Here is an 18,809-nt window from a genome sequence, read left to right on the forward strand (position 1 = left end):
CTTGTAGGAGACAGAATTGAGGAGGTTAGGAGGTTAGGAGATTAGGAGGTTAGGAGGTTAGGAGATTAGGAGGTTATGAGGTTAGGAGGTTAGGAGGTTAGGAGGTTAGGAGGTTAGGAGGTTAGGAGACAGGAGATAGAATGAAGAATCAATTTTACTCTTTCCTTATGGGGCTAATTATTCTGCATTGCTGAATTAAGGAATGAATGCGCGATTATCTGGTGTTATTAAAGCCCCCTAAATCCCCCAATTCTGGGGGACTTTGAGAGTTTTGTTCCCCCCAAAATTGGGGGGCTAGGGCGTGTTTTCTTGCCTCGGAGATCCCCCTAAATCCCCCTTAAAAAAGGGGGACTTTGAGTATGGCTCCCCCCTTTTTTAAGGGGGGCTGGGGGGGATCATAATCTTGCGGAAAACTTTGAAAACACGCCCTAGGGGGGCGAAACCATACCCAGAATCAGCAACGCCAATTATTCACCTTCATAACTCCTAACTTTTTTCCTCCTACCTCCTAATCTCCTTACCTCCTACCTCCTAATCTCCTTACCTCCTTACCGGGTGCATCTCCTAAAAGCTGTTTGAGCCGGTGGTGCGTTACGGGGTGGGCTATTTCAAGGCTGGCGAAGAAGCGTAAAATCAGGGCAATCCCACCCCTAACGCACCCTACGCAAAATTTACTCCTTACCTCCTTACCTCCTTACCTCCTAACTCCTCTACTCCTCCTGTGCTCGACTCAACTGCAACCAACCCTCATACAGTTGCTGGGGTTGAGAAAAAGTTGCTGTGGGATTAACTGATGTAATTTCAGTAGTTTCTGACCATTCCTCGCCAGTTAAAGATACCCACGACCAAACAGCATTGGTTTCTTGGGGAACAGGAATTGCTAACCCACTGCTAGCATCAGAGGTAGGGGGATCAATTTCATCGCCATTGTGGATGTCAATATCCATATCAGTTTGGCGATCGCATAACATGGGGGTAGCTAGGAAATTAACTTCCATGGACTGTAATGCAGTGGTGTAGTTTTCCGACGGTAAAACTAATTCCCGGTTGGGTAAGAACCCACAGGTAGCATGAATTGTGCCCCGAGGATCGATTAACATGGTTACTCCTTGGGGTGGTGCATCCACGGTTTGCTCGAAATAAACTAACCCTTCTGATTCCGTTTGAATCAAACTGTCATTGGCTAAATTACTTTGGGGCGCATAGAAGATATTTCCTTCATAGTCATAATCCCCCTCAGTTTCCCCAGGGGTTTCTCGCCAATAACCTACCAAGCCGTCGTTGAGTTGTTGATAATCTCCTAAACGAATGGGAACTTTTACTTCGGTATACCCGTAGGTGGGTACTTCTTGCTCAGCACTCTCAATTTTGACCGTAGGATCGCAAACCGGTAGCCCTTTTACCTCTAAGCTAAAGGTGGCACGAACTACAGCAATGGGTCGTCCAATTAATAATGCCAGAGTGCTATGGGTGGCAAATCCTTCGGGATCGATAGTAGCCAGGGAATTGTCTAAGGTAGAAAGAAACTGTTGTTGAAAATCTTTTCCTCGCTCCACCAGATACTGTACCAGCTTGCGCAAGTGAGAGTTAGAGATGCTGGCAACATCAGGAATACCAAAGCCTCCAGGGGCAGCCCTCCAGTTTCCAGCCCGATCTAAGGAACCCAAAGTTTTCCCTTGCTGGTCATAAATACTCAGAGTGCTATCAAGATTATTGGGTACAATCCAACCGCAAACGGGATTTCGAGCTGGCTTAGTAGTCATTTCAATCTCGCTGGGTTCATTGGCTGATAACCAGTGGAAGTTGAGACGGGCATGTTGGGCGAGACGAGGTGCCAATAAAAATTGATAAATAGCAGAGGAATCCGGAGGAGTCATCCGGCTACTGGTTACCAAGTCTACTTGTCCTGCATTTGGGTCAATGACTGTAAAATGTCTTCCATAACTATCCACTAACCACAGTTGATCAATGGTCATTCCTCCACTGCGGATGGGGTTGAAAATGTCCCCATCGAGGAACTCGTATTGAATGGTGCTATCTCCTAAAGTCCAACGCACCTGATCGGTAATAAATTGTGCCACATCGTTGGTGGAGAGAGGATCGTCCACTTCTAGTTGCAGAGTGGGTTGGGAGAGCATGATGGTATCGTTAAACCCACCGATGGTTTGGGCTTGACAGTCTAAGGTTTCCATCTGTTCATAAGCCCACAAGGCTACGTAAATTGTATCTTGGGCTTTTTGCTCGTCAGTCATTCCCTGAACATCGTCTGTCGCCTCATACCAAGATTTAACCGTCTCAAAATTCTCACTTAAGTAGTCTGGGGTTTGGTCGTCTTCGGGAATATTATTTTCGTAGTAGTAGGTGGGTAGAAGTTGTGCATCTAAATAACGAGTCAATTGTCCACTTAACTCTTCTCCCACCGACGGGGTTAAAATACTGAACCCTGTATAACTATTACCATTCTCGACAAAACTGCTTTCTTTGCCAGGTTTCAGTTGGAGGTCGATGGCATTAGGTTCTAAGCTATAGTTATCAAGAATTTGATTGGCTTGATAATCTTGAACCACTCCCTCCGTCATCTCACGACTAGGATAGTTCAAGACATTCCACTCAAAAGCAAAGGGATTCCAAGGTTGCTGATTCCAGGTATTAAAGTTAATTGAGTCTTCTCCCGATTGGGGTTTCAGGCTATCAATTTGCGCTAAAAGCCCATTGATATCGCTGGTAATGTTCGTAACCTCAAAATCGATGGGGTAGCATTGGAGTAAATCGTCATCCCGCAACCGTCCATCCTGTCCGAAACGATTGGAAGCTTTGGCCGCATCTCCCGTCAAGAGGACAAAAGGATCGCTAGGACGCCAGTAATTTTCACTAGGAACTTGACTGAGGCGATATTGGGTCGTGGAAGTGGTATAACTAGCGATCGCACTTCCTAAGTTACGAATAGCATTAACCAGGTTATAGGCGATTTGAGAGGCTGTAGGGGGAATATAGATAGTCAAAATCCCTCCTTCTACTTTAACGGGATAGGTTTGTCCTCCATCAATAACATTCCAAGTTTTACCTTCAGAAAAGTCTCCCCCCGGATTATCTGCTTCAACAGTTCGATTATCCGATAGTGTTACTCCACAATTGGCAAATTCTACATTCATCTCTGCCCAGCCGCTAAAGTCGTTACCCGCAGCGTTATCCATTATTTCAACATAATCAGTGAAATAGAAATTTAACCTTGATATAACCTGAAAAGGCAAGGTTTTTGCTGTTACGGTGGTGCTGGTTCCCTGTCCTGAAAATTCGATTTCTCCTGCAGCAGCCATGGCTGTTCGCAAAGGCACCAGGCTGTAATCATTCACATCTCCGTAGAAGTTAGGATCGCCCTTCTCATAAATGTACCATTGGCTATATAACCGACGCTGCAAGGATTCTATGTCTAGCTGAGCCTGATTATATTGCTCTTGGATGATGTTGAGTTGATTCAGGGATTGAGCTAAATCATCGGGCAAAGTTAAGTCATTTTGTTGAGAAGTATCGGTGGTTTCTGACTCATTTTTAGAAACCTGGGGCATAATTGACCACAGATAGCCATTGTTCTCCGTACCAAACCCCACTTCGTGTCTTCCTTGCCGGAATTTGGCATACATATCGAGTTTTTGAGATTCTAACTTTTGTAATATTTGTAGGGCTTCTAATTGTTCTTCAACGACTTTGCCAATGGTATTGTTAGGATCTTCATCAATCGCCTGATCCTTATTGGGATAGGAATTTGCCAAGTAAGCAGCCAGGGCTTCGGCGGGGGAATCTCCCACCGCTAGGTTAGGTTGGGATAAATCTGGATCTACGGAACCACCATTAGCACCAAAGGTGATGCGAGAGTGATAGATAGTCTGGGGTGGGATGGCTTCTGTTGGCTCAATAGTCCAACTAAACTCTTCTTGTAGAAGTGCTAGTAACTCTTCGAGGTCAGTTACCCCACTATTTTCGGCTAAGAACTCTTGGATACAATCCTGTCCACCATCACTGTACCAGCCCACCACATCATACTGTAAGCCTTCCTCAGGAGTCTGGGTGGGATAATCAGGGTCGTGGAAGCCAAAAACGCTATAGGAGTTAGGATAAAAGGCTGCAAAAGTTACTTTAACTGTATCCAATACGGGTACATTGGCATTGGTGCCCACAGCAGTTAAAGCAGCAGCATATTCTTTACTAGTACTATCAGATTGCCATTCTCCCAGTTCCCAACTTCGCCCCATATAGCGGTAACGTTGATATTGATAAGTGCTGGCATCGTTAGGATCTACAGTACTTAAATCCGGTGGGTCAATCAGAATATTAATCGCTTTTGGTGGTGCGCTATCATCCTCTGCTGGTCGTTCAGGATAGAGATAGTCACTCTCGATTACCCATTGTTTATCTTCTTTGCTTCCTCCTTGGCGTATAATCAGCCAACGATTGGGAACTTGAGGGAAAGTAGTGAATGTCTCATGGGTTCCAGTGGTTAGGGCATCGGGTATAGACCAATGGAGATGGATGCCCGCTTCCAAAGTCAATTGCTGGTTGAATAAGGGGGCGAGAATCTGTTCACTGAGGTTGTCTTGTCCAGAGCCATGGGTTTCGTCTTGGTATTTGTAGGGTAGTAGGCTGTAGTCTGCCATGGTATCGAGGACTAGCTCGTCGTTGGCCAGACACAGAGCATCGAGATTAATGGGAACAAGTAGAGAGTTGCTCATAGGTAGTTATTTACACACGATTTGCAGTTTACTACGTTTTTTTTGGTCACAAAAAAATAGGTGTTTTTGCTGGGGAGGGAACATGCAAGATTAAATCCTTACTGGGTAATAATTTCAGCCTATAAGTTACAAAAATATAAATTTTTTTTTAGGCGCGACTTTGAAGATAGTTATAAGGTTTTGAGCTTCCAGACAATAAATCTATGGTGAATTTGGGACTGTTTATTTTCTGAGCTCATTGGCGTCGAAGCCTTATATAAATAGTCTCACAAAAATTAACGCTAATGTATGAATTTTTGTAAATAAAAGCCAGACTTATAATTAATATTTTTTTTAGTTTTGGGTTTAGCTAATTGTGAGATAATTAGAAAATTATTTTGATTCAGTGATTAATTTTATATCCTTCTTTAAGAGAATTTTTAACTAAGGAGGTAAGGAGGTAAGGAGGTAAGGAGATTAGGAGGTAAGGAGATTAGGAGAAAGTAAGGAGGTAAGGAGGTAAGGAGATTAGGAGGTTAGGAGTTAGGAGATTAGGAGTTAGAAGACAGTTTTGTAGGGTGCGTTAGGGACGGGCGAGCCTTAATTTTCCGCCACTTCGCCCTCGGTTAGGACAGCCGGTTCCGTAACGCACCACGGGCTCAAACAGCATGCATTGAGATGCACCCGGTTGGAGTTAGAATATTTTTTAAGTCAAGTTTGCTATTGCTGACTAACTACTGGGATAACAGGAGATAGGAGGTTAGGAGGTTAGGAGGTTAGGAGATTAGGAGATAGGAGGTAAGGAGATTAGGAGTTATAAGACAGTTTTGTAGGGTGCGTTAGGGACGGGCGAGCCTTAATTTTCCGCCACTTCGCGCTCGGTTAGGACAGCCCGTTCCGTAACGCACCACCGGCTCAAACAGCATGCATTGAGATGCACCCGGTTGGAGTTAGAATATTTTTTAAGTCAATTTTGTTACTTCTGACTAAATACTGGGATAACAGAAGACAGGAGATAGTAAGGAGGTTAGGAGGTAAGGAGATTAGGAGGTTAGGAGTTAGGAGTTAGGAGTTAGGAGTTAGGAGTTAGGAGATAGGAGATTAGTAGACAGAATATTTTTTAAGTCAAGTTTGCTATTGCTGACTAAATACTGGCACAGTCCTTTGTGACTCATCCCTCCTTACCTTCTATCTCCTAATCTCCTTACCTTCTATCTCCTAATCTCCTTACCTCCTAACTCCTAACCTCCTATTAATTTGATTGTAAATAATTATTAACAAAATCAAAAATTATCCAGATTTTTTTGATTTTCCACTTGACAACAACCATAACTACTATTTATAATATAATCATGGCGAAAAGAGCCGCGCTTATTGGTTGACTCCCCTCAAGCGCGGCTCTCTCCCAAACCACAGTTTAGGTAACTCTATAATAATGGCAAAACAGCGATGCAGCGCTGCCTCCCCAAGACCGCGCTGCATCAAGACAGCGATTGTGTTTGAAGGAGGAGAGAAGTCAGAAGTCAGAAGTCAGAAGTCAGAAGGCAGAAGGCCAGGCATTGCTTAATAATGGAATGATTTTATGAATTTTGTGGAACGGGCATCTTGCTTCTGATATTTTAACCGCAGGCAGGATGCCCACTCCACTCATATTCATTACTTGATTCAGCAACGCCCCAATTCTAACTTCTAAATTATTCATTCTTAATTATTAATTATCAACATAGAGGCTCGTTGAAATCATCACTCATCCATCCTTCTCCTTCCAGCAAGCCTAAAATCCGAGGAGTCTGAGATTGACTGGGCTCAGATTCAACATACTTGAGAGCCAGAAACTCCACAAAATCAAACACCATCTGCTGTTGCTGTGGTGGTAATGCCTGCAAGCTTCTCAGAAATTCTTTAGGTAAATTTATCGTCTGGTAATTCATCACTATCCTTGAACCAAACACTTATTATTTTGGGCGTTGCTGAATTGAAGTATGAATGGGCGATTGTTTGGTTTTGGTAAAGCCCCCTAAATCCCCCGAGCGAGCAATCCCTCGCTCGGGGGATTTTTAGAGTTTTGTTCCCCCGCCGGTGCGCTTTCCGTTGGCGAATTAAATTCGCCACGGGTCGCACCGCAAAATTGGGGGGCTAGGGCGTGTTTTCAAAGTTTTCCGCAAGATTATGATCCCCCCCAGCCCCCCTTGAAAAAGGGGGGAGCCATACTCAAATTCCCCCTTTTTTAAGGGGGATTTAGGGGGATCTCCGAGTTTGAAGACACGCCCTAGGGGGGCACAATCATACCCAGAATCACCAACGCCTTATTTTGCTTGGATAGAACTTATCCAATCTTATCTATTTTTGGCCACAATGTCTTGATGCAGCGCGGTCAGGGGTAATTGTTATGATAAAATATCTTTCCAATAGCTGGTAAGTGAGGAGTGTGGCTATTGCAACAACTATTACGTATTTCTAGAGTAATTGATAGCTTCAACGAGAGAATCGGTCGCTTAACCTACTGGATTTTGCCACTGATGATCATGATTGGTGTGTGGAATGTGGTTGGTCGCTACTTGGGACGTTTTATAGGAGAAAATTTAAGTTCTAATGGGTTTATCGAAACTCAGTGGTACTTATTTGACTTAGTATTCCTGTTGGGGGCGGCTTACACTCTCAAGCATAATGGCCATGTGCGAGTGGATGTTTTTTATAAGAGTTTGACGCCTAAGGCTCAAGCGATCGCTAATTTAATTGGGACATTATTGTTCTTAATTCCGTTCTGCATCATGGTAATTTATTTTTCTTGGGGGGCGATTGTTAATTCCTGGACGATTCAAGAAATGTCCCCAGATCCAGGAGGGTTACCCCGTTATCCAATTAAATCCATGATTATTGTCAGCTTTGGGTTGCTGATTCTTCAAGGAATCTCAGAAGCGATCAAAAACTGGGCAATTTTTGCTGGATATTTGGCACCCCAGGAGGAGGAATAAAACCATGGGTTATGACTGGTTAGGTCCGGCCATGTTTGGCGGTGCCTTGGTATTACTTTCCATCGGCTACCCGGTGGCCTTCTCCCTAGGTGGGGTGGCAATTTTGTTTGCCATCGTGGGAGTGAGTTTGGGTATCTTTGACCCGATTTTCCTGACCGCTATGCCCCAGCGGATTTTCGGCATCATGGGCAACTACACTCTCCTAGCAGTGCCCTACTTTATTTTTATGGGTTCCATGCTAGAAAAATCTGGCATTGCTGAGCAGCTGTTGGAAACCATGGGCATTCTGTTTGGACGGCTGCGAGGGGGATTGGCCTTAGCGGTGGTGATTGTGGGGGCGTTGCTGGCGGCATCTACTGGAGTCGTTGCCGCAACAGTAGTAGCCATGGGACTGATTTCCCTACCAATAATGTTGCGCTACGGTTATAATAAAGAACTAGCCACTGGCGTAATCGTGGCATCCGGGACATTAGGACAGATTATCCCCCCTAGTGTAGTCCTAGTAGTATTAGCAGATCAGTTAGGAATTTCCGTAGGAGACCTGTTTATCGGTTCCGTGATTCCTGGTTTAATGATGGCTGGGGCGTTTGCCATTCATGTGATCATTGTAGCATGGCTCAAGCCAGACGCAGCACCAGCCCTACCCCTAGAAGTCCGAAATATCAGTGGAAAAGCCTTGGGAAAGCGGGTGATCCAATCAATGGTACCGCCATTATTGTTAATTCTATTAGTATTGGGCAGTATCTTTTTTGGGATTGCCACTCCAACGGAAGCAGGGGCTGTGGGTTGCCTGGGCGCAATAGTATTGGCTGGTGTGAATGGTCAGTTGAATTTGGCATCCCTGCGACAGAGCTCTGATGCCACGATGCGGATTACCAGCATGGTGATATTTATATTGCTGGGTTCAACAGCATTTAGTTTAGTGTTTCGTGGCTTGAATGGCGATCGCGTCATGGAAGCGATGCTGTTAAACCTTCCCGGCGGTTACATTGGCTTCCTAATAGTCAGTATGTTAACGATTTTCCTACTAGGCTTCTTTATAGACTTTTTTGAGATTGCCTTTATTGTAGTACCGCTGTTTGCTCCAGTCGCCCAACAGCTTAACCTTGATTTGGTCTGGTACGGGGTAATTATCGGAGCCAATCTCCAAGCCTCATTTCTGACACCACCCTTTGGCTTTGCTCTGTTTTATTTACGGGGTGTCGCCCCACCAGAAGTGAAAACCATGGAAATTTACCGAGGTGCGATTCCCTTTATCCTGTTGCAACTGCTGGTGTTAGTGTTGATTATTGCCTTTCCTGGTATAGTCAGTTTCTTGCCATCATTGAGTACTTGATATCAAGTGGTGCGTTACGGGGCGGGCTGTTCCAATACTGGCGCTCGGTCTTGAACATCAGGCCAAGCCCGCCCCTAACACACCCTACGCAACTTGATTTGACAATCTAGGTTAATGGGAGTCGGGAGTCGGGAGTCGGGAGTCGGGAGTCGGGAGTCGGGAGGAGTAGTTCATGTAGGGTGGGCAGTGCAGCAGACAGATAATGAAGCTTGCAAACCGCGTTGGTAGGCACTGCCCACCCTACGATTAATGACAATGGTGCTCAGGGTCAGTGATAACATTTAGTAATGTAAAGGAAAATTAACTTAATTTAAACGGATACTGTGAAATCCAATCTATCACTGCCCCATCACAACACCTTCAAAGGGTCCCAGTTACCGACTATCGTGACCGATAGCTTCACGGTTTTGTGGGGGGACTGGCTAAAGTTACGGGTGCGAGTCACGCAAGTCGTTGCTAGTGGGCTAATCTCCCCACTGATCTACATATTGGCATTTGGTCTCGGTCTAGGGAGTACCTTAGATCGGACAATGGTTCCCCCAGTTGGTGAATCCTATTTAGAATTTATTCTGCCAGGAATGGTGGCGCTGTCGTCTATGACCATTAGCTTTGCTGGCACCACCTTTTCCATTTGCGGTGATCGGCTATACACGAAAACCTTTGAGGAAACCTTGTTGATGCCAGTCCATCCCTTAGCCTTGCATGTCGGCAAAATGATGGCGGGGATTTTGCGGGGATTAATGACATCTGCTTCAGTAATTTTGGTAGCAGTGCTGTTTACTGGGAAAGTATGGAGTTTTCTCAATCCCTTATTTTTCTTGTTGCTAGTGCTTAATTGTGCTGTGTTTGCCGGTTTAGGGGTGATAGTGGGATTGAATGTCAAATCCTTGGAAATGGTTGGTCTTTTCAACAACTTCTTAATTGTGCCGATGTCCTTCCTAGGTGGGACGTTTTTTGACCCAGCTACCTTACCTACAGCCCTAAAAGTTATTGTCTATCTATTGCCTCTAAGTTATACCAGCACTGGACTCCGGGCTGCTGCTTACTTACCTGTGTCTGAGTTTCCCTGGTATGCGATACCGATTCTGCTGGGGTTTGCGATCGCACTTTCTCTATTTGGTGCTCACCAATTCGCTCACCAGCAAGACTGATTAGGCACACTTACACGCTTACAGTAGGTATTAAGCGTTAACGACTAACCACTATTAACCTAAGACCTAACACCTGAAGAACGGGATGAGTGTAATGGTAATGTGACCGTAAAGGCTGTACCAACTCCCACTTCACTATCTACACAAATCTCACCACCGTGGAGATTGACACATTTTTTGACAATTGCTAATCCTAGTCCGGTACCAGAGATAGTACCAACATTACTACTGCGCTGAAAAGCCTCAAATAACCGTTCTTGGTCTTCTGGGGGGATGCCAATTCCGGAATCTTGGATCCGGAACATAGTACTATGATCACTCATGATCAGATCAAATTGGATATCACCCCCATCCGGTGAATACTTAATCCCATTGGAGAGCAAATTAGACAGAATTTGCCGCAATAGTTTTTCATCTAGATCAGCTTTTTCAAACCAACCCTGATTAATACAGCAGGAGGTTTCCTTTGAATTATTTGTACAGTTAAAGTTAATAGTCAACCCAGTATTAGCTGTTAGTTTAAATTCTTCGACAATTTCCTTACAGAAGGCTACCACATCTATAGGTAATGGTTTGAATTCCAATTTTCCTGCCTCAGCTTTACTGAATAGCAGTACATCACTCACTAACTTAGTCAGATGTTGAACCGTGGTTTGAATCCGCTGAAAATGACGTCGCTTTTTTTCGGAAGACCATTTATGACTATAATGTTCTAGTAATTCTGTCGAAGAGAGGATGGTGGCTAGTGGGGTGCGATATTCATGAGAAACGACAGAAACAATCCGAGATTTGAGGTCATTGAGTTCTTTTTCTTTATTCAACGCCTGACGAAGTTCTTCTTCCAAGCACTTCCGACTGGCAATTTCCCGTTGCAGGTACTGATTTTTTTGCCTTAATTCATCAGTTTGTTCCGCAACGCGATGCTCTAATTCTTCATTGAGTCGTTGCAATTGCTCCTCACTTTGTCGAAGCTGCTTCATAGTATTGGCTCGCTCAATAGCATAGCGAATGGTGCGGATCAGCAATTCACTATCAATTTTGCCCTTGACTAAATAATCTTGTGCTCCTTTTCGTAAAGCTTCTAGGGCGGTCACTCTATCATTAAGACCCGTTAACACCACAATGGGTAAATCCGGTACTACCTCGTGGGTTTTTGTGACTGTAATCAATCCCTGTTTATCCGGTAACGATAGGTCTAACAAGATTATATCAAAATGATGTTTACTGAGAGAATCAATAGCATCTTGTAACTTTTCTACCTGCACCAGTGACCACTGAATCTCTTGGGCATCAGTTAAAATGATTTGGAGAAGATCCGCATCAGCTGGGTTATCTTCTACTAGGAGTATTTTCAGGGAATTGGTGTCCATATTTATTGATATGATGGCAGTCTAACAAGGTCTAACCAAAATTCTTCAATCTGCTTCACCATCGACAGAAAATTTTCCCAATCAATGGGTTTACAAATGTAGCAGTTAGCTTTTAGCCTGTAAGTATTGATAATATCTTGCTGAGAGTCAGATGTGGTTAATATAATAATTGGTATCGTACTTATCTGGGGGTCTTCCTTGATTTCTTGGAGAACCTCGCGACCATCTTTTTTAGGTAAATTCAGATCCAGAAAAATTAAATGTGGACGTGGGGCTTCCTGATATTTTCCCTGCTGACGGAGGAATGCGATCGCTTTAGCACCATCATCAACCCAATGAAAGTTACTAGATAGGTTGCTATCACATAATGCCTCTAAAATGAGTTCGGCATCACTCGACGAATCTTCTACCAGCAGAATATCAATTGGTTGAGTATTTGTGATAATATTCATGATGCCAGTTCCTGAAATTTCTAGATAATGTTTAAATCCTGGTGATGCTGTGGTATTGAGAAGTAAAATGTTGTGCCTACTCCTAGCTCTGACTCTACCCAAATTTTTCCGCCATGACGCTCTACAATCTTCTTACAAACTGCTAGACCAATGCCTGTGCCGGGATACTCACGGCGGGTATGCAAGCGCTGGAAAATAGTGAAGATGCGCTCAAAGTATTCAGGCTCAATACCAATACCATTATCACGAACTGAAAAGATAAATTCTTTAGCCTTCAGTTCCGCTGAAATATGGACTCTGGGTAGCTCTTGGCTGCGAAACTTAATGGCATTACCGATCAGATTTTGCAGAAGTTGACTCAGTTGTATATCATCCCCCATAACTACAGGTAAGGAGTCATGGGTAACTATGGCATCGCTCTCGATAATCGCTACATTTAAATTGTCTAAAACCCGATTCAGTACTACCTCACAGTCAGTAGCTGCTAATTCTTTACCATGGGTTCCCACCCGAGAAAAACTCAGCAGATCTTGGATTAACTGCTGCATGTTAGTAGCGCCATCTACGATGTAATGAATATACTTATCTGCTTGAGCATCCAGGTTACTCTGGTATTTTTTAGCTAAGAGTTGGGTGTAGCTACTAATGGCTCGCAGTGGTTCTTGTAAATCATGGGAAGCCACGTAAGCAAACTGTTCTAACTCACGATTAGATTGGGATAAATCTTGATTAAGTCGTTTGAGGGCCTCTTGAGCTTCTTTACGCTCTGTAATCACCTCAGTACTCATAATGATACCGCTAATTTTCCCAGCAATGTCAACCCAAGGACCGATTTCCCACTTGAGCCACTGTTGTTCACCATTAGCGCGAATAAACAAATCTTCTTCACACTCTGCTGAATAACCCTCTAAGCACCGTTGGTGTATTTTCTTCCAACCCTCAGGAGTTTCTGGAAATACCTCGTAGTAGCTTTTGCCAATGATGTTGTCATCAGATATGTTGTACTCTGAGTACCAGTTGCGACTAACAAACTGGTACCTCATCTGCTGATCGAACATGGCAATAGCTGCGGGTACATATTCCAAAAATCGGTTAAGCAGCTCTAGGTTGTTGCCTAATTCCGACTCAACCTGGCGTCGCTCTCTGATTTCAGCTTTTAAGACTTGATTAGCTGCTGCTAGTTGCTTTGTCCGTTCTAATATTCGTTGTTCTAACTCTTCATAGGCTTGGGTGAGGACATCATCCTCTAGCTTGCGCTTCGTGATATCCTGTACCACGGACACCACTCCGATGATGGTGCCATCAGATTCAATTAAGGGAGCATTGTGCCACTGGCAAAATATACTACTGCCATCTTGTGGATGGTAGTTTTCGGTAATGCAGTTGCTATACTGAAAATTCAAACAGTCTTGCAGAACTCGCTGGAACTGCTCTACGGAAGATTGCGGCTTGATCAATTGATGGGCACGATGTCCAAAGGCTTCCATCTTGGAATAGCCAAAAATTTTCTCGGCTACATGGTTCCACTGCATCACTTCACCATCCAGGCTCCACTCAATGAAACCAAGAGGAGTTTGCTCTACCAAGAGGGACAAGGTTTGTTGGGATCTCAGTAGTTCTTCTACGGTTTGCTTACGTTCAGCAATTTCCTTTTCCAGAGCTGTGTTAGTCGCTTCTAGTGGAGCTCGACTGGAGAATGCTAAGACTTTTGGCATCACTACTACTAGTGCGATCGCGCTAGAAAGAGAAAGTATGGCACTAGTCCCTTTGACTAAACCAGAGAGCCAATAATCGGGATGCCAAATTCTCCAGACCTCCAGCAAGTGACTGTTGCCACAGAACAAAACCCAGGCACTAAATAGTAATAAAATCTTGAGTAATGGCAGATCTTGGTTTTGAGACCAACAATAGATCAGCAACAGCAGAATAGAGTAATAGGATAGGGCAATTAGCAAATCCGATCCAGCATGAAGTCCAACTAATTCAGGCTTCCAGACATAGCAATGCTCCTGGGATAGATAATGACCGGAGAACATGTCTTGTAAGGTTTTGAGCATATGCCGTTGGTCAATTGGGCAAGAATTTCCAGCAGCACCGACGGTAACAGCAATGGTCAGATTAACCAGCTTGGTTTCGTACCAAGTAGCAGATCTCCCACTTATCCGTTGGAGTTAATTCCCTTTTGAAGTGGAACTGGGTATCAAGAAGGTAATCACCTCCGAGGACACTAAGACACACTTAGTTCTTATATTGTTAACGTTTTGACCACCGACTGTAAATCTGTGAAATTACGGAATTTTAACTTGCCCCATAACTCTTTGCCCAGAGAACTTTAAATCCCAATTTAGGAATTAGATAGCTCGATTTCTCTTTCTATTCCAAGATTGCAGCATCACCTGCCAGCATACCTGGCTGAAATAGAGAGTGATGTTCATAATACCCAATAACCGAGTGGCATCTTCTAGCATGGCTCGGGTTCCTTTTCCTGACAAATGGGAGAAGTCCACCAAACCAGATATGACAAATAAAATTGCCGCAATCATCAGGAGTATATATGGTGTAGCTCGAATTATCCTCCAAAAAGCTAATCCATAGAGGATGGCACCTATGCCATACATAAAATACACCGGCGCTTTGGAAATCCCTTGTTTTGCTAGTATTAAATTAATCCTGAAGACATCATCAATTAATAATATTCCAATGCCAAGGGCAGAGTATAAAAGAAATCGATTTATTTTTTGATTGGGCTGGATTTTGTTCAGCAATAACCAGCACCATAAACAAATGGTTACTACTACGCACCACATTAATTCAGACACAGCTGATAAAGTGCCGATGTAGGGGCGATTGAGAAGAAAAGGATCATCAAAAAGTCCTACGACTATATAACCCCTGTCCTGAATCTTGACATAGATACTTAAAACTAAAAATAGTATAATAACTAAGCTGTTATACCAAAGAATATAATTATCGTGGCGCAGCTGTTTTATAAGGATTTTCAGCATCGAGGTGAAACAGGTAAATAAGCAATTGTTTGTTGGGCTATATACTTAAGCTAACACAGGAGCTAATGGTAATCGGTCATTGCTCGGTAGTAGTGAGGAAAAATTACTGATTACTAATTTACCATTAAGGTAAATTTAATATAAAGCCCTGGTTGAAGCTGTTAGCCTTGTTTTCTTCTGTTAAATTAGTCTTGGCTTTTGCTTGTAAATCCGCAATTTTTTCTAAAAACTATCTGATTTCAATCTGGGTGAGGTACCTCGTCCTAGGTTAATTGGAGTCGGGAGTCGGGAGCGGTGCGACCCGTGGCGAATTTAATTCGCCAACGGAAAGCGCACCGAGGGAGTCGGGAGTCGGGTCGAAAATTATACCCATATCACCATCTGACCATCTGACCCATCTATCTTTTACGAGAAGAAAACAGCTCTACCTCTGTTCCCCTGAAGCTTTGTCTGTTCCAATTCTTAAGGAGGGTGTGATTCCATCTAGCCCTAAGCCATGAAAATGATTTAAACTGCTGTGGATGTGATTATAGATTTCAGTGATTGCCTATGCTCTATACTCAAGAGTACATTAGGGAAACTGAAGCAACCCGCGTGCGGGTACTCAGTGAAGCACTACCCTACATCCAAAAGTTTGCTGGTCGCACAGTCGTGGTTAAGTATGGTGGTGCGGCAATGAAAGACAGCAATCTCAAAGAACAGGTGATCCGGGATATTGTATTCTTAGCTTGTGTAGGTGTACGACCAGTCGTTATCCACGGTGGTGGTCCGGAAATCAATAGCTGGCTGGGGAAATTAGGGATTGAGCCACAATTTAAGAATGGTCTGCGGGTGACCGATGCTGCCACGATGGATGTAGTGGAAATGGTGCTGGTGGGTCGGGTGAATAAAGAGTTGGTCTCTGGGATTAACTACGCCGGTGGTAATGCTGTTGGGCTGTGTGGCAAAGATGGTAACTTATTCGTAGCACGCCCAGAAGGTCAAGAGGGTATTGGCTTTGTTGGGGAAGTGAGCACTGTGGATGTGCGGCTAGTAGAGTCTTTGGTCAATAGTGGCTACATTCCAGTAGTGTCTAGCGTGGCGGCTGATGATACTGGCCAAGCTTACAATATCAACGCTGACACGGTGGCTGGTGCGATCGCAGCTGCTTTAGAAGCAGAAAAGCTGATCTTGCTGACTGATACCGCTGGGATTTTGAAGGATCCTAAAGACCCATCTAGCCTGATTCCTCAGCTAGATATTCAACAATCACGGCAGTTGATTGAGAGTGGGGTAGTCTCTGGTGGGATGATTCCTAAGGTAAACTGCTGCGTGCGATCGCTTGCTCAAGGGGTACGTGCGGCTCATATTATTGATGGTCGCATTCCCCATGCCCTGCTCCTGGAAATCTTCACCGATGAAGGAATCGGTTCGATGATTGTCGGATCAGCATTTACCAACTAAGCACAAATGGCCAATGGCAACTAAGAAATTGTTAATTGAAAATGAAAATTAACAATTAACAATAATTAATTATTAACAATTAATAATTAAAGAATGACTAATGGCTAATGAAAAATTTTCCCTAGAGTACCAGTCAGGAAAAGCTGCATTTGAACGAGGAGAGTATCGTGCTTCTATAGAGCATTTGACCACAGCCAGGAATTTGGTAAATCTATCCTCTGGGCTCGGGGGAGAGGTGCAAATGTGGTTGGTGATGGCTTATGAGGCAGCTGGGCAAAAAGCGGAAGCGATCGCACTATGTCAACAGCTGACTAGCCATCCTGACCTAGAAACCTCCAAAGAAGGCAAAAATTTACTCTATATTCTGCAAGCTCCTCAGCTTACTAGACCAGCAGAATGGATGACCAACATTCCTGACTTAGGTGCGATCACAGAAAGTGACGACCGGGAGAGTTATGTGAATTATAGGTCTTTTAGCGGACGCAAGCAGCCTAGCCTAGGCTTGGTACCAGAACCCCTAGATCCTGCTGAGATTAACACTAAGGATAATCAATTCGTCTGGCTAGCTGTTGGTTTGGTGAGTTTAACCCTGGGTGGATTGATTTGGTTTGGGCTTTGATATGACTAGCTAGCAGAGACTGTTTTTTTAACTTTGCTTAAATCCAAGGGTTGGGTGGGTCGCACCGCGTCGCAAAAAGCGCGGGTCGCACCGCTCCCGATTCCCGATTCCCGATTCCCGATTCCCGTTCCCCTCCTGGGAGGGGTTAGGGGTGGGTTCCGATTCCCGATTCCCGATTCCCGATTCCCGATTCCCTGCTCCCTAGAAAAATGTACCTCACCGAATTAAAAACTGCTATAGTCAGTTGATTAACTATCTGGGGCGGTTTTTTTATCCATCGCTTTGCTAGAAAAAAGACCTTTCTTGCTGATACTTCTCCAATACATTACTATACCTGTAATTAACATAAAAAGTAATCCTAAACCATTTAAAAGTACATAAATTGGCCTCAGTTGATCACCAAGGAATCTTCCTTCGTGAATCACCATTAAAAAGTGGGCTTGATCTTTGGAAAGCCCAAACCAGCTTCTCCCTAATCGATAGGCTATCCCGGTGATTGCTGTGATCATGAAAGGCAGTAAGATGATTGGAGCTAAGGTACTATGCAGTTTACGTAAAGTAGGCTGATTCATAGGATTTCGGCTGGTTTTTGATATTCTATAACATGATTACAGCATGTTATGGTATCAGTTTTGGGTTATGTATGTAACAAATCGACCTATTGTTTAAGAAATCCCTAAGGACACTAAGAAAAAAAGGAGAAGGGTTGGTGAAGTTAAATTTTGTGAGTTTAAGGCAGTTGGTTAGTGGAACTCTGGGGCATTTACGGGTTCTGGGGGTGATTGTGCTGGCATCAGTGCTACTGTCTGGTTGTGTCAAATATGATCTTGGGGTCAGGTTTGACGGTGAACACCATGGCAAGATTGTCCAGCAGATCAAGCTTGGAGAACAGCTGACAAAGTTGAGCGATGCTGAAGCGACTGAATGGCTCAGAAGTCTCGAAAGTCGGGCAAAGCAGCTTCAGGGGAAAACTCAGCGCCTCTCAGACCGAGAAATTGCGATCGCAATTCCCTTTAACAACGGTAAGGAATTAGTATCCAAGTTTGAGCAGTTTTTTAACCCAGTTGGTCACCCAGAAGATGCCCGATTAGCACCAGAGAGTGATAGTAACCCCAGTTTTAACTCTAATTTACGCCTAGATCAAAACAACTTTCTGGTGGTGCAACGAAATCACTTAAGCTATGACCTGGATTTGCGCAGCCTAGGGGTAATCAACTCTGATAATGGCAAGATTGTGGTTACTGCTGGTTCACTGTTCGATTTGCAGTTTAGCCTAGAGACCCCTTGGGGAGCACACAGTATTGAGAAATCCCCCAATGTCATTAGCCCCAAAATTTATGATGATGGACATCAGCTAGTTTGGACACTGCAACCTGGTCAAATTAACCATATCGAAGTGGCATTTTGGCTACCCAGTTTCCTAGGTATTGGTATGATTATTATCATACTGGTGGTATTAGGTGGTTTCTACATAAAATACAAGTCTTTCCCCTGGGAAAGAACTGAAACTAATCAACCAGCAATACCATCAAAGGTGATGTAGTTTAAACCAGTTAGAGTTATACCAGTTAGAGAAACCAGTAATAGCTATTGGTTTCTTAACCACTAAGTTAATCAACATTAACTGGTAAGCATTCAGCCGTTAGCTGTCAGCCGTGAGCCTTTGGCTCACGCTACGCGAACAGCCTAATGCTTAAAATAAACCTCGAACCAAAAAATTTAACAGTTCGAGATTTTATCAAATTGAAAGTC

Annotated in this window: 16 protein-coding genes; 8 read left to right on the top strand and 8 right to left on the bottom strand. The window is 43.9% G+C overall.

The genetic code is table 11. The features are described 5' to 3' along the window. Positions 1 to 710: 710 nt before the first annotated feature. On the bottom strand, positions 711 to 4,727 hold the full coding sequence (locus F6K38_RS16010; RefSeq protein ID WP_287356918.1) for a hypothetical protein: 4,017 nt from the start codon (positions 4,725 to 4,727) through the stop codon (positions 711 to 713). Between the two features lie 1,414 nt (positions 4,728 to 6,141). On the opposite strand from F6K38_RS16010, the gene F6K38_RS16015 reads away from it, so the two are divergent. Next, positions 6,142 to 6,273, top strand: a complete 132-nt coding sequence (locus F6K38_RS16015; RefSeq protein WP_287296061.1) for a hypothetical protein — start codon at positions 6,142 to 6,144, stop codon at positions 6,271 to 6,273. A 151-nt stretch (positions 6,274 to 6,424) separates the two neighbouring features. Here F6K38_RS16015 and F6K38_RS16020 read toward each other — a convergent pair whose 3' ends face one another. Next, on the bottom strand, positions 6,425 to 6,637 hold the full coding sequence (locus tag F6K38_RS16020; protein ID WP_287356920.1) for a DUF2281 domain-containing protein: 213 nt from the start codon (positions 6,635 to 6,637) through the stop codon (positions 6,425 to 6,427). A 504-nt stretch (positions 6,638 to 7,141) separates the two neighbouring features. Here F6K38_RS16020 and F6K38_RS16025 point away from each other — a divergent pair. Continuing rightward, complete coding sequence (locus tag F6K38_RS16025) at positions 7,142 to 7,681, top strand: TRAP transporter small permease subunit (protein ID WP_287356921.1); 540 nt, start codon at positions 7,142 to 7,144, stop codon at positions 7,679 to 7,681. Between the two features lie 4 nt (positions 7,682 to 7,685). After that, on the top strand, positions 7,686 to 9,017 hold the full coding sequence (locus F6K38_RS16030) for a TRAP transporter large permease (protein WP_287296566.1): 1,332 nt from the start codon (positions 7,686 to 7,688) through the stop codon (positions 9,015 to 9,017). A 106-nt stretch (positions 9,018 to 9,123) separates the two neighbouring features. Here the strand turns inward: F6K38_RS16030 and F6K38_RS16035 are convergent, their stop codons facing one another. After that, positions 9,124 to 9,249, bottom strand: a complete 126-nt coding sequence (locus F6K38_RS16035) for a hypothetical protein (RefSeq protein WP_287356922.1) — start codon at positions 9,247 to 9,249, stop codon at positions 9,124 to 9,126. A 91-nt stretch (positions 9,250 to 9,340) separates the two neighbouring features. Between F6K38_RS16035 and F6K38_RS16040 the strand changes: the two genes are divergently transcribed. Beyond that, a complete protein-coding gene (locus F6K38_RS16040; protein WP_287249193.1) occupies positions 9,341 to 10,168 on the top strand; it encodes an ABC transporter permease in 828 nt (275 codons plus the stop codon). A 59-nt stretch (positions 10,169 to 10,227) separates the two neighbouring features. Here the strand turns inward: F6K38_RS16040 and F6K38_RS16045 are convergent, their stop codons facing one another. The 4 genes from F6K38_RS16045 to F6K38_RS16060 all read right to left on the bottom strand — a co-directional run bounded on the left by F6K38_RS16045 (position 10,228) and on the right by F6K38_RS16060 (position 14,995). Then, entirely contained in the window at positions 10,228 to 11,538 is a 1,311-nt protein-coding gene (locus F6K38_RS16045) for a hybrid sensor histidine kinase/response regulator (RefSeq protein ID WP_008181451.1), read from the bottom strand. Between the two features lie 2 nt (positions 11,539 to 11,540). Continuing rightward, the gene (locus F6K38_RS16050; RefSeq protein WP_008181452.1) at positions 11,541 to 11,990 is read right to left on the bottom strand and encodes a response regulator; all 450 of its coding nucleotides are present in this window, start codon (positions 11,988 to 11,990) and stop codon (positions 11,541 to 11,543) included. A 20-nt stretch (positions 11,991 to 12,010) separates the two neighbouring features. Next, entirely contained in the window at positions 12,011 to 14,047 is a 2,037-nt protein-coding gene (locus F6K38_RS16055) for a PAS domain-containing sensor histidine kinase (RefSeq protein WP_008181453.1), read from the bottom strand. A gap of 294 nt (positions 14,048 to 14,341) precedes the next feature. Then, complete coding sequence (locus F6K38_RS16060; protein ID WP_008181455.1) at positions 14,342 to 14,995, bottom strand: DUF8692 domain-containing protein; 654 nt, start codon at positions 14,993 to 14,995, stop codon at positions 14,342 to 14,344. Between the two features lie 549 nt (positions 14,996 to 15,544). On the opposite strand from F6K38_RS16060, the gene argB reads away from it, so the two are divergent. The 3 genes from argB to F6K38_RS16075 all read left to right on the top strand — a co-directional run bounded on the left by argB (position 15,545) and on the right by F6K38_RS16075 (position 17,285). Continuing rightward, positions 15,545 to 16,438, top strand: a complete 894-nt coding sequence (argB, locus tag F6K38_RS16065; protein ID WP_008181456.1) for an acetylglutamate kinase — start codon at positions 15,545 to 15,547, stop codon at positions 16,436 to 16,438. 100 nt (positions 16,439 to 16,538) lie between these two features. After that, positions 16,539 to 17,057: a hypothetical protein gene (locus tag F6K38_RS16070; RefSeq protein ID WP_008181458.1), complete on the top strand. Its 519-nt coding sequence runs from the start codon at positions 16,539 to 16,541 to the stop codon at positions 17,055 to 17,057. 33 nt (positions 17,058 to 17,090) lie between these two features. Further along, a complete protein-coding gene (locus F6K38_RS16075) occupies positions 17,091 to 17,285 on the top strand; it encodes a hypothetical protein (RefSeq protein WP_287356923.1) in 195 nt (64 codons plus the stop codon). Positions 17,286 to 17,305: 20 nt separating this feature from the next. Here F6K38_RS16075 and F6K38_RS16080 read toward each other — a convergent pair whose 3' ends face one another. Further along, the gene (locus F6K38_RS16080; protein WP_008181460.1) at positions 17,306 to 17,629 is read right to left on the bottom strand and encodes a PepSY domain-containing protein; all 324 of its coding nucleotides are present in this window, start codon (positions 17,627 to 17,629) and stop codon (positions 17,306 to 17,308) included. Between the two features lie 137 nt (positions 17,630 to 17,766). Between F6K38_RS16080 and F6K38_RS16085 the strand changes: the two genes are divergently transcribed. After that, complete coding sequence (locus F6K38_RS16085) at positions 17,767 to 18,600, top strand: DUF3153 domain-containing protein (RefSeq protein WP_008181465.1); 834 nt, start codon at positions 17,767 to 17,769, stop codon at positions 18,598 to 18,600. Positions 18,601 to 18,809: the final 209 nt, after the last annotated feature.

This window comes from Moorena sp. SIO3B2 (assembly GCF_010692525.1).
In the GTDB taxonomy this organism is placed as follows: domain Bacteria; phylum Cyanobacteriota; class Cyanobacteriia; order Cyanobacteriales; family Coleofasciculaceae; genus Moorena; species Moorena producens.

Bases quoted from the DNA above. Each gene is read 5' to 3' on its own strand.
- F6K38_RS16010 (WP_287356918.1), bottom strand. From the start codon at position 4,727: ATGAGCAACTCTCTACTTGTTCCCATTAATCTCGATGCTCTGTGTCTG.
- F6K38_RS16055 (WP_008181453.1), bottom strand. From the start codon at position 14,047: ATGCTCAAAACCTTACAAGACATGTTCTCCGGTCATTATCTATCCCAG.
- F6K38_RS16070 (WP_008181458.1), top strand. From the start codon at position 16,539: ATGGCTAATGAAAAATTTTCCCTAGAGTACCAGTCAGGAAAAGCTGCA.
- F6K38_RS16060 (WP_008181455.1), bottom strand. From the start codon at position 14,995: ATGCTGAAAATCCTTATAAAACAGCTGCGCCACGATAATTATATTCTT.
- F6K38_RS16030 (WP_287296566.1), top strand. From the start codon at position 7,686: ATGGGTTATGACTGGTTAGGTCCGGCCATGTTTGGCGGTGCCTTGGTA.
- F6K38_RS16045 (WP_008181451.1), bottom strand. From the start codon at position 11,538: ATGGACACCAATTCCCTGAAAATACTCCTAGTAGAAGATAACCCAGCT.
- F6K38_RS16050 (WP_008181452.1), bottom strand. From the start codon at position 11,990: ATGAATATTATCACAAATACTCAACCAATTGATATTCTGCTGGTAGAA.
- F6K38_RS16015 (WP_287296061.1), top strand. From the start codon at position 6,142: ATGGCAAAACAGCGATGCAGCGCTGCCTCCCCAAGACCGCGCTGCATC.
- F6K38_RS16020 (WP_287356920.1), bottom strand. From the start codon at position 6,637: ATGAATTACCAGACGATAAATTTACCTAAAGAATTTCTGAGAAGCTTG.
- argB (WP_008181456.1), top strand. From the start codon at position 15,545: ATGCTCTATACTCAAGAGTACATTAGGGAAACTGAAGCAACCCGCGTG.
- F6K38_RS16080 (WP_008181460.1), bottom strand. From the start codon at position 17,629: ATGAATCAGCCTACTTTACGTAAACTGCATAGTACCTTAGCTCCAATC.